At 39.9% G+C, this 11722-nt stretch carries 12 protein-coding genes; all 12 read right to left on the bottom strand.

The window, feature by feature from the left end; genetic code table 11:
* Nucleotides 1–150 precede the first annotated feature (150 nt).
* Nucleotides 151–975: a hypothetical protein gene (locus UXI14_RS16520; RefSeq protein ID WP_335967093.1), complete on the bottom strand. Its 825-nt coding sequence runs from the start codon at nt 973–975 to the stop codon at nt 151–153.
* Between the two features lie 29 nt (nt 976–1004).
* Nucleotides 1005–1946: a DUF5829 family protein gene (locus tag UXI14_RS16515; RefSeq protein ID WP_335967091.1), complete on the bottom strand. Its 942-nt coding sequence runs from the start codon at nt 1944–1946 to the stop codon at nt 1005–1007.
* A gap of 67 nt (nt 1947–2013) precedes the next feature.
* On the bottom strand, nt 2014–3426 hold the full coding sequence (locus UXI14_RS16510) for an alkaline phosphatase (protein WP_335967090.1): 1413 nt from the start codon (nt 3424–3426) through the stop codon (nt 2014–2016).
* 28 nt (nt 3427–3454) lie between these two features.
* On the bottom strand, nt 3455–3892 hold the full coding sequence (locus UXI14_RS16505; protein WP_335967089.1) for a hypothetical protein: 438 nt from the start codon (nt 3890–3892) through the stop codon (nt 3455–3457).
* Nucleotides 3882–5096, bottom strand: coding sequence for an ABC transporter permease (locus UXI14_RS16500; protein ID WP_335967088.1), 1215 nt, complete (start codon nt 5094–5096; stop codon nt 3882–3884). Before UXI14_RS16500 ends, UXI14_RS16505 begins: the two co-directional genes overlap by 11 nt.
* Nucleotides 5093–5722: an ATP-binding cassette domain-containing protein gene (locus UXI14_RS16495; protein WP_335967087.1), complete on the bottom strand. Its 630-nt coding sequence runs from the start codon at nt 5720–5722 to the stop codon at nt 5093–5095. The genes UXI14_RS16500 and UXI14_RS16495 overlap by 4 nt, the downstream gene beginning before the upstream one ends.
* Before the next feature lie 164 nt (nt 5723–5886).
* Entirely contained in the window at nt 5887–6843 is a 957-nt protein-coding gene (locus UXI14_RS16490) for a DUF4625 domain-containing protein (protein ID WP_335967086.1), read from the bottom strand.
* A gap of 13 nt (nt 6844–6856) precedes the next feature.
* Nucleotides 6857–7336 (bottom strand): DUF4625 domain-containing protein, encoded by a 480-nt coding sequence (locus tag UXI14_RS16485; RefSeq protein WP_335967085.1) that lies wholly within the window; start codon nt 7334–7336, stop codon nt 6857–6859.
* 53 nt (nt 7337–7389) lie between these two features.
* The gene (locus UXI14_RS16480; protein ID WP_335967084.1) at nt 7390–8169 is read right to left on the bottom strand and encodes a DUF4625 domain-containing protein; all 780 of its coding nucleotides are present in this window, start codon (nt 8167–8169) and stop codon (nt 7390–7392) included.
* A gap of 25 nt (nt 8170–8194) precedes the next feature.
* Complete coding sequence (locus UXI14_RS16475; RefSeq protein ID WP_335967083.1) at nt 8195–10567, bottom strand: TonB-dependent receptor; 2373 nt, start codon at nt 10565–10567, stop codon at nt 8195–8197.
* 205 nt (nt 10568–10772) lie between these two features.
* Nucleotides 10773–11075: a hypothetical protein gene (locus tag UXI14_RS16470; RefSeq protein WP_335967082.1), complete on the bottom strand. Its 303-nt coding sequence runs from the start codon at nt 11073–11075 to the stop codon at nt 10773–10775.
* 139 nt (nt 11076–11214) lie between these two features.
* Nucleotides 11215–11556 carry a MerC domain-containing protein gene (locus UXI14_RS16465; protein ID WP_335967081.1) on the bottom strand — a complete coding sequence of 114 codons (342 nt, stop codon included), beginning with the start codon at nt 11554–11556 and terminating at the stop codon, nt 11215–11217.
* Nucleotides 11557–11722 lie beyond the last annotated feature (166 nt).

Raw genomic sequence — 11722 nt, 5'->3', positions numbered from 1 at the left:
ATTTATAAGTATATACAATGCATGTTTAGCTACAATTACTGCACCTATATGCATTTCCATTGAAAAGTCAACTTGTCAAGTTTTTGGGAGAAATTAGGTTCCTAATTAGGTTCCCATTTTCAAAACTGAATTGTATGCCAATTGTTCAACTTAGTTTTTCAAAATCACTGTTCTGGTCACTTTATTAAAAGGGCCCGGAATCAAATTGCCATTACTATCAACAAGCTCTAAACTAATAATGACTTCTCCTTTTGGCAACCCCTTGATAACATAAGGAGCCCATCGAGTTATTAAAAACTCATCTCCATTGATAGTAGCCCTTACTTTGTTTCCATCTTCGGAAAGTTCTGTATTCAACACAAAAAAATCCAACAACAAGTTTTCGGTATCTTTGCCAGCATACTCCCCTTTGGGGCGACTGTAAATTAATGTTGGTGCATCCATATCCATTTGTAAAGTATCTTTAGGATTGGTTCCTACTTCTAGTTTTTTTACCACGAAAGAATTGTCGTTTTTAACCGACTCATGGTACGACCGGCTTAAAAACGCCACTAAATAATGTACACCATCAGGGATTTCCTTTCTGAAATTGACTTCATAATGTGCCGAGTAGGGCTGGTTATTTAGTATAAAGTGAATATGTTGCCCCTTATCAGAGTTAGCTAGTAAATTTGTATTGGAACTCTCTGTCTGCGCCCCCAATTTGTAGTTCTTTACTGTAAATGAAAAATCAACTTCTCCACTTTTAGCAATCTTTCCACTTTGAGGAGCGTCCATTGAAAGCACCGCATCAGAATAGGCCGGGGAACCATCTAGCTTATGGAGGGTAATTTTATTTTTAGCCTTCATATCAGTTACTTCATTTTCAGTTTTAACAGCTTCTTTATTATCACTTTTCTTCTGTTCTTTGCAAGCCATAATGCTTAATGTAGCTACCAATGCAGCTATAATTAGACTTATTTTACTTCTTTTCATAAAATTTAATTTTTAAGGGTTATTTTTTTTTATTTGTAAAGCTTTGAAAAATCCCATACTGACTCTTTACCATTGTTTTTAATCAATAAATTTCCCAACTCGACTTGTTCATAGTTTAAATTGTTTAATATACAGTGCAATTTGTTAACCCTACTGAATTCCACTTTAGTAGATGGTGAAATAGAAATTACAATATCCCCGCTAGCAATGCTGAGTGTCTCATTCTCTTTCTTTATAAGTTCACAGCCTAAATGACGCATTTCTTGTGCAATACGGTTATAGTCTTTTATCGTGCAAATTAATTCCAATTTTTCCACGCCTTGAAAAAGTTTTTCGTTGGTGTAACTTCCCTTAAGATATGTTTCCCTTGAATAGATAGTATAGTCATCACCATATAAAACTTCTAAAAACGATGGGTTATAAAATGCATACCACGTGTATAATGCAGTTCCTGGGCTTGGGGTATAAAATGCCTTAAACCAAGTTTGTTTCGTATCGCCAAAAGGCATGTCTACAGTTTCACTTGCCGATAGATAGGATGTTCCATTTGCTTTTAATCTGGGTTCAATTCCCAAATGAAAATGCTCACCCTTATTCTCTAAAGAATATCCCAAACCGCTTTTGCCCACAGGCTCGTTAAATATATTATTTGGACCTAAAATTTCTATGTAGTGTTTATGCCCTCTAACATAGCAAGAAGCAGCGGTTTTATTTGCTTCCTGAAAATTGGGCAGCCCCATGTCCATAGAAGCGTATGAGTTACGCCATTCTTTGTTCTCCATAAATTTGGCATAGGAAAGGCTATCCACTACAACATACAAATGGTTAAATACTACTTTTGATACATCTTTACCAAAATATTCTACTATTTTCTCCTTACTGAATGGCTTATCGTTAGCATTATCGGTTTTTCCCTTGCAAGAAACTATCAATAGCATAATGAGTAAAAGAAACTGATTGTAAAAATTCATATTAAAATTATTTTAAAAATGTTCAGAACATATTGCACCATATTTATAATGAATTTTGTAATGATCGTTAAAAAACATTTGCAACTTCAGCAGCTTGCAACATCTGGTAATGCAACGCTGTATTTTTAACAAAAGGTTTTAATAAATCACTGCCGGGGCCATACATTGCCAGCTCTACGTAATCTGCCGAATGGTTCATACTTATCCATCCTACGGAATTATGCTGTTTTTGAATGTCGGCTAAAATACTGAAAGGCAAATGTTTGGGATTGTACAAACCATCTTCTTGGTTCAAATTAGCATAATATCCCAGTAAATTACTAGCCTCATCATCGGTTAGTGCTATATTATTGGCATACGCCACACGCTCCTTTAATTGTGAGGTATTCGTTTTTGTATTAATCCCATTTAAAATCCATTCATTGGAATGTTTATAATTCTGAATTGAATCAAAATTTCTATTTACATCCTTCCCATAAATCAGGCCCGGATTGGCATTTCCATGATCTGTGGTAATGATAACCAATGTTTCTTGATCGCTCTCTGCAAATTCCATCGCTGCCCCAATGGCCGCATCAAACGCTGCCTGGTCGTATATCAATCCCGCAATATCATTACCATGTGCAGCCCAATCCACTTTTCCCCCTTCAACTAAAAGCACAAAACCTTCTTGGTGCTCTTTCATCGTATCGATGGCTTTACGGGTCATTTCTTCAAGGGTGGGAAATTCGGTTTGAAGAGCCGTATCGTTGTTGTAATCTATGGTATACGGCAATGATTCTTCCCCAAAAATACCAAGTAGCGGTTTATTGGCATCGGCATCAAGAAGTTCGTCACGAGTCTTTACCACATTGTATCCCGCAGTTTTGTACTGCCTATACATATCTGTTTTATCTTTTCGCTTATCGGATGAAAAATACTTATTCCCACCTCCCATGATCACATCAATCCCTTGTTTCAGATAATCCTCAGCAATTTGCTCCTGGGCATTTCTTGATTTCGAGTTGATGCAAAAACCTGCCGGGGTAGCGTGGGTTGCCGGTACGGTGGTAACGACCCCTGCTTTTTTTCCCGCCTTTTTAAACTTTTGCCATAGAGGCAAATGTGCTTCCCCATTCCCGCTTACATTTAAAGATCCGTTCGGAACACGTACCCCGCCTCCCCATGAAGAACTGGCAGCTGCCGAATCGGTAACCAAAGAACTTGCCGAAGCGGTATCCATCAATGCCCTGGATACTTTATCCTCCTGATATAACCTTAACCAATGGCTTGCTTGTCCCGTTTTTCTTCTAAGGTATAAATCGGCCATGTTCAAGGTGCCGATACTCATCCCGTCACTCACCAGCATAATAATATTCTTTGCTCGTTTATGGGTGTCCCGCAGGTTTCTTTCTGTTGCATATCCCGGCATTGCGGGACTTAACAATGAGGCCCCGATAGCGGTAAGGGTCCCGTTTTTAAAAAAATCTCTTCTTTTCATTTTTTAGTATTTAATAGCGGTTAATGTATTATTGAACGATTGCGCCTTTACAATCTGTCAGGATGTAATTAAAATGCTCCACATCGTCTGCATTCAGTTTCAATATCCCGGATATGGTGACCAATTCATCTGTTGCAAACTTTGGTTTGAGTGTAAAATGTAATTCTATTGCGGTTTCCGGCCCCGCCATGCCACAGAAGAAACAAGAAGCCATTGGGCTTTTAGATAAGATATATATCTTTTCATCTGGAGCGATATTTAAAAAATACCCCGAAATTGTTATTCGTTTGCCCTCCAAGGTTTTAACTGATTTTTCAAAATGAGGGTATAAAAAGTAGGAGTCGTATGCCGAAAAATACTTTTCCGAATAATTAACGGCTCCCAAGTCCTCCCATGTCACCTTTTGCTGTGCTGAACATAAAAAAGTACATAAAAGCAGGAACCACAAGATTTTATTATTTTTCATTGCTTAATATATTAGATATGTTCATCTTTAAAATAGGCGGAATGGCCATTGTTATTGATAGCATTATCATAAATAGTACTAATACCCCAATCTGCAATGCTTCTTGCCAGGGGAATTTTTGAATATCTATCTGTTTGAAGTTTTCTTGCAGTATTTCAAAAACATAGTACATCCCCATTTGAGAAAGCAAAACTCCCACCATCCAAGCTATTAGCCCTATTAAAAATCCTTCGTAAGCTACTATTTTGACCAATTGCAGGTTACTGGCCCCATACGTTCGGAGCAGTGCCAGATCGAAAGCGCGTTCTTTTACCATTTTAAAAAGACTGATAAAAATAGTGATGCACGAAATAACAAGTACCGTGTACGCCAACCAAGTTATTGCCTGTACGCCCACTCCGGTATATTGAAACAAACGTTCCATTTCATATTTAGGCAGTACGGCCTGCATATTGGTGTTTTCGTTTATCTGCCTTGGCAGGGTCAGAAAAGCTGACGGGCTTCTAAAAGAGACCAACATTGAAGTAATTTCTTTATGGCCATCTTCTTCGTGCCCTTCATGTTTATCATGTTCATTATCATGATGACCGTGGTGATGCACCTCCCAGATACTTTCTAATGCTGTAATAATCAATCTATCGATTACTTTATAGGCAGGTTTATAAATCCCCACGACGGTGAGCGGTTCAGAATGTTGGTGCGCCCCTTCTTCTACCAATCCGTGAGAGCTTAAAAAGGTATCGCCTATGCTAAGTTTAAGTTTTTCTGCCACCGAATGGCCCAAAACCACCTCCATGGGTTTTTGGACACTTCTCCCCTTTTGGAGCTCGGCATTGTACAATGGGGCAAACCCTTGGGTGGTACCGACAATTCTATACCCTTTATAATTATCTCCATACGATATGGGAACGGCCGACTTGATCAACGGGTTTTTGGCTATTTTTTTTGCCTGCCGATAAGGAATGTTTCCCGTTGGGTTGTCAATGTGTAAAGCAGAGGACAACACTAACTGTAACGGGCTCCCTTTTGCCCCGATAATCATATCTATTTTACCGGTACTATTCTCAAAATGCCTTCTTATGGAGGTATCCATCTGCCTAATCCCGATTAAAAGCCCGATACTAATGGCCAGCGAAATAAGGCTCAACAATGAATACAAGGGCTTATGAAATATGTTTTTAATACTAAGCTTACCGATATTCATAACATTATACTTTTTTGAAAGAAAGGCTTGATACGATGATCGTGCGTAATCACGATAAGATTGGCATTATTTACCTCGGCCTGTTGCAATAATAAATTCAGTACCGAATGACAGTTTTTATCATCCAGGCTGGAGGTGGGCTCATCAGCCAAAATCACTTTAGGCCGGTGCACCACTGCTAAGGCTATTCCCAACCGTTGTAATTGGCCAACGCTCAACTCGTTTATTTTTTTATCCTTACAATCCTCTAAGTTCAACTGACCGAGTAACGCTGAAACTTCATCGTGGTTATAATCAACATTGCTAAAAAATAGCCGTGTCTTGATATTCTCCATCACATTTAAGGAAGTAACGGCCCTATTTTGTTGAAAGACCAACCCTATGTTTTGACCGATAAACCTATCGAGTTCTTTACTTTTTAGCGTCTGCAAACAAGTTTTTTCTATTAATACGGAGCCGGTATTGGGTGTGAGCAAACCGGCAATTAAATGCAATAATGTAGTTTTGCCTATTCCAGATGCGCCCAACACCAATAAATGTTCTCCGTTTTTCAGGGAAATATCGGGAAAACTAAAACCATCCCCTTTTTTTGGATACCGATATGTAATGTTCTGAGAGTGAATCATGTTTCCATTTACATTTACTTTACATTAATGATAATAATAAAAGGTAGCGCCGAAATATTAGCGCTACCTTTCCATACAGATAAGAAACAAATTCAAATTCATTCCAATATTCAAAATCGAAATTGTACACTGAATTCTTATTGTCACATCCATATATACGCATCTTAAAACCCATCAATATTAAGTTCGAAATAATAATGAAGGCTAATATTATGTGTAAAATTGGTATAGACCACACCAAAGTAATACGCCCCTGTCTCCCAAGCCTTCCCGTTTGTAATGGAATTGGGCTGCGGAACGTTGTTGTCCATGGAAGCCCCGATGGTGAAATCGGGGACCGGACGTTCCTGAACGCCGTTCTCGCCAAATATTACATTGCTGAAGGTATATACATCTTCTTCATTTTCATGCTGAAAAACATCGTATACTATCACCTTTGAAAAATCGATGTCTTCGACGGTTTCGGGGAAATAGTTCAAGCTTTTTTTAACAAGAAGCAGGTACACTTGCCCGTCACCCTTTACGTTTTGGATAAAAACCATGGAATTTAATACCTCATTTTTTGAAAATTCAACGTTCTCCGGGCTCTCCAGCAATTCGTTAACATAATGAGAGTCGCCCTGGTCCGTATCCATGGTCCAGAGGTACAATAAGGGGTCTACGGGAAGGTTTGCCGGATCGATCAGCTCAACTTCCCTTATTTCTTCCACTTTGGCCCCATTTTGGTCGTTTACCGTGATGATAAAGTCGTATACCCCTTCAGCGGCATCTTCAGGAATATCAAAATGTTTATGGACATTGGTGTTTTTTAGGCCTTGATAGTCATCCCAAGTTGTCTCAAAATCCCAATCGTGGGAATAGGTTTCACCGCTTTGCGGCCGTATCTTCACCTGAACTGTTTCAAGAAGGTCTCCCGCCACCGCATCCATTTCAAAATGAAAATCCCTGCCAATGACACCCACACCGTCATTTCCGGAACCGATTTCAATGTTGTCAATAATAGGTTTTGGTGGCTCAACAATGGTCTGATCGTCATCTTGACTACAGGAAACCAATAATAAGGTAGCCAAAAATGCGGTAAGCAACGAGCAAGTGCTTCTTTTATAAGAAAATATTTTCATGGTCGGGATTTACTTATTCTACAATCTTTATATCGATAGAGGTTCTGGATTGCCAGCCAGTTTGATCGGTTACCGAATACTGGCAGTGATAATCACCGACGTCCACATCTTCGGGGATGGAAATCTCCATGTCTATTTCATATGAAGTCAGACTTCCTTCAATACTATGGTTTTCCATGAATATCATTGGGTTCACCGATTCCTTAACGGGATCCAGTTCGCATTGGGCACCTTGGTCGTCATGTGTATGGTGATCAAAATTGTTATGGATGTCCACGCTATATGAAGCCAGCTCTATATTATCGGTAACCATGGCCTTAAAATGATAGGTTTCTCCCCTTGCCAATTCGGCACATGCCTGAGGAAACCCATCGTTGTATTTGACGGTAATTTCCGGTTTCTCTTCATCTTTATCAGCACTATCGTCACTTGAACAAGAAAACAGGACGACAGGAACAAGAAAGAGCATCAAGTATTTATAAAAGCGTTTCATTAAAAAAAGGTTTTAAACCGCATGGCGAAAACACCATGCGGTATATTAATATTTTAGGAGGCGGTTACATCGATATGTGTTTCGTATTCAACAACATTTCCCTCCTCGTCCTCTACTGTAAAGACTACATGGTATTCTCCGGCAGGTGCTGTAGCGGGCACGTCTATGTGTTCGTGAAACTCAACCTCTGTCTCTCCGTGATAGCCTTCTTCAAAAGCTTCTTCATAATGCCATTCGGCCTCCCCTTCTCCCGGGGTTACCCCATGTGCATGCGCATCCACCGTAATGTTATGAATTCCATGAAGCGCGTTGATCATGAACTCGGCATGAAAATCACTTCCCCTTACTACAGAAGTATCAATGGAATAATCGCTAAGGGTAATGGGGGCCATTATTTGCAGGTGCCCTTCCACCTCTGTACTATTGCCAGCCTCATCGTTAACCGTTAAAACAACATGGTATTCCCCGGAAGGTATATTTTCGGGCACGTCTATGTGTTCGTGGAATGTCGGGTTGATTACAAGGTATTTTTCGTCCGTAAAGGTCTGTTCAAAGTCCCATTCTTCTTCCCCTTCAGCGGGTGTTAAATCGTGGGAGTGAATGGAGACTACAATACTGCTTACCGTAGCCTCGGCGTTGATTTCTGCTTCCATGTGCACATCAGAGCCTTTATAGGCAACCTGATCCGTAGAGTGCTCGCTCCCCTCTCCATATTCAAAATTTGAAATTTCGGGCGCTTTTAAGCTTAGGCCATTGTCGTCATCACTGCTACATGAGGATAATACAATTCCTAGAAAAGCGGCAATTGCTAAAAATCTAAAGTTTAATTTCATAATAATCATGTTTAAAATATTAATGTTAATAGAATGTTTGTGTTAGTGAAATAGAGATGTTCCTTCCGGCTTCCGGCACATCGATAAGCCTGTAAAAACTGGTATGGTTGTAATATTTTGTACCGAACACATTGTTCAGTTTAAAGCGGACTTGAAGCGGGGCCGTATTTTTTAAGACGTTTATTTTTGTTTGCAACGATACATTCAATACCTGGTACCCATCGGTCACTTCTTCCGGGGGAACAATCTCTTCCTGTTTTGCCGTAATCCTATAATTGGCGGTAAATACCGGGTCTTGAAGGAATAGGATTTTATAGAATTGGTAACTCGCAGAAAACAAACCGGACAATGGCGGTGAAAATGGTATGGTAAAGCCCTCTTTCTCACCACTTACCTGTTCGGAATGCACATATTCGGCAGAAGCTCCCAATTTTAGCCTATTGAATAGCCTGGTACCGGCCTGCACTTCTCCGCCATACCTAAAGACCTTGCTTTGTGTATACTCATATATCTGCAAAGTTTCGTAATAATTGGGCGTTGGGTTTAAATAAATAAAATTGTTGAAATAGTTCACGAACGGGCTCATGTTGATATTAAAAAGCGGTGCATCATGGCCGATTTCAACATCAATTTGGTATGACTCCTCCGGATCCAGCTCAAGGTTCCCTTTTTCATAGCGGTACATATGATAATTCACACCATCGGAGGCCAGTTCATTGGCCAGGGGCATCCTGAAACTCTTCCCAAGGTTCAGCTTATATGTGGTATTCTTATGGATATAGCTCAAACCGACAGAACCGCTAAAGTTCCCGAAGTTTAAATCCTTGTCCTGGGCCCTTTGTAAATAAACATAAGAAGTTGAGCCATCCCCGTTGTTTATCGTTGAGGGGTACCAATCGTAATAAGCCTGCGTGTTTATGTATCCATAATCATAACGCAGCCCTGCCTGTAAATGGAAATCGGGCTGTATTTCATATTGGTCGTAAACAAATACGCCAGCCATAAAACGTTTGTATGCCGGGATCAAGAAACCCCATCCGCCAATACCGTTATCCTGAAATTCTATCTGGAGCCCGGTCGTAATTGCATGCCCCCCAATTGCTTTGAGGTCATCTTTCACATTAAAAGTATAGGTGTTCTTGTTGAACTCCCTTTCTTTACTATTGGGTGGCTTAGGCATGTACCCATGGGGCACGGGCTCGGAATGCTCTTCCCTGTAGTTGTTTTGAAAGCCTACATCAAAATGCAGCCGATGCCCGTCCAGGTTTATAGTTGTACTGTTGGACAGTTTAAAATGGTTTACATTATGAAAAGGCAGATCAATGTCCCTATTGGAAGCATCGTAATCTATGCTCGAGGTCCTAACCTCCAGTCCGTGGGCATTGGCAAAAAATCCGTTCTTGGCATTTACATTGCTTATAAAAGTCTCGGTCTTCACCTTACCGGAAATAAAACCCAGGCTAAAGCTTGCATTTGCTTCGCGTCCCGCCGTATTTCTCAAATAATTGTCATGCAGCTCAAATATGTAATTCTCATAATTTATTTTATCTGTTGGAACCTTGTAATCCCCATAGTCCCTATAAGTCAATCGGCCCCGGTAAAACCAGTTGCCCTTTCGGGAATATACGCCCCCCGATATACCCAAAAGGTCGTTGTTGCTTTCTGCCAAAAGGTTTACCTCGCCCTGAAGCGTGTCCCTTTCGGGCACGGGCGAAGGCTTTATGTCCACAACCCCGGCAATGGCATCCGAGCCGTACATTAAGGATGCGGGACCCTTAACAATCTGGATACGGTCAATCCCATATTGGTCTATTTCCAGTCCGTGATCGCTCCCCCACTGTTGCGCTTCGTGTTTGATGCCGTTTTGTACAACGCCTACACGGTTAAAGCCCAATCCACGGATTACAGGTTTGGACTGCCCCGAACCGATATTTATGGTACTGACGCCGGGAATCTTGTCCAAGGTCTGCATAAGGCTGTTTTCCCTGTTGGAATCCATAAACTCCTTTGAGGCCTCAATGGTAACGATCGGAGATTCCATAATCTGTCGATTTTTGGTTTTACCATGCAGTTCCACTTCTTCGAGCACCATATCGGTTTCGTTTAATTCCACGACTATACCACTGATGCTTTTGCTAACCTCTATAGTCATTTCCTTTGGGGCATACCCCAAATAGGTTACTTTAAACATATGGCTCCCTTTTTGCAGTTTCTTTATAATAAAGGTGCCATCGTTGGCAGATACTGCATAGGCGCGGGATCCAACAATATTTGCTCCCGAAATGGGCGCTTGGGTACGTGCATCGACAACAATCCCACTGATTGAATAGGTTTCTTGTGCATAGGAATACGAACATAAGCCGATGCTTAAACATATCCCTAACAGTTTATATAACATTGAATGTCAGGTATATTAAAATTTGTAGACAGTCCAGAGTACGGACCTTACTTTTGGGATATCTCTTCAGAAAATCATAACCACATTTAATAAGTGCTTGGCCATTAAACTAATTTAGCACCGTTCTAGACAACCCTAGTTTAACGAACGGTGGTATTAATTGCCGTTATGGCAACTGAAATGATATATTAAAAATGAAAATGTATTAAGAAATAGGCGGAGGCCTGGAGAAAAGCTGATTAGGAATGCCCTGGGAACAATAATGGAAATAATGCCCCTGAATTATCGGTCTTTCAACAAAAACCTCAATATTCTCAAATGTAATTTCTTGTGTTTGCGCAGGAAGGACCGGTGTATGTTCGTTTGCAATGGCATGGTCACAAACAATACAATGCGCCAAATGGTCTTTGTCGTCACTATGGAGTATTACGTGCAACCCGGCCAATTTTACCGTAAGGAAAAGTGCTAGGAACAAATAGGTAATACTATGTTTTAGACCGTTCTTCATAGTTGCCATACAAACATACAAAAGATTATCTGATGAAAAGAAAAATGCTTTTAATTATTTATGTTAATTAAATCTCTGATAATATTATTCTTAAAAAATTTAAAGACATACAAATACAGCCCTCTATTTTGACTATATACTAACAATGCTTATGCGACCTGAAATTAATGAGGTGCCCCACAATAAGCCCGAATGCCCCAATGAATATCAAGATGGTATGAACATGGAACAGCATTTCCATGACAATGGATGTAGCAATTAAAATTAAGGATATACAGACCAAGGCCTTTAAATAAAATGGAGCGCTGCCTCTTATGATTCTATAAACGGGCCATCCCCCAACACATAAAAAGGCTAAATCGATAAATCCATTATGTGAAATTCCAATGGAAAACAAAAACAGTAACGGAGCAAGCAAACAATGTATCAAGCACAATATCGCTGCATACATTCCTATTAAATCAATGTATTTTTCTTTCATGAAAACGAAAATTAAATTAAAGAAGCAAACATAGTGAATTATTTATTAATGCGACATAATTGCATTAATAAATATTGTTTATTTTCAAACTCATCGTAATGACTTCCCGTAAAAGCTTCTTCGATTTCAGCCAGCTGCTTTTAGAGTTTTCGTATAAAACCACAAG

Source organism: Galbibacter sp. PAP.153, assembly GCF_037029175.1.
Lineage (GTDB): Bacteria > Bacteroidota > Bacteroidia > Flavobacteriales > Flavobacteriaceae > Galbibacter > Galbibacter pacificus.
Note: the sequence above shows the minus strand (reverse complement) of the source record. Positions and strands in the feature narration are given on the sequence as shown.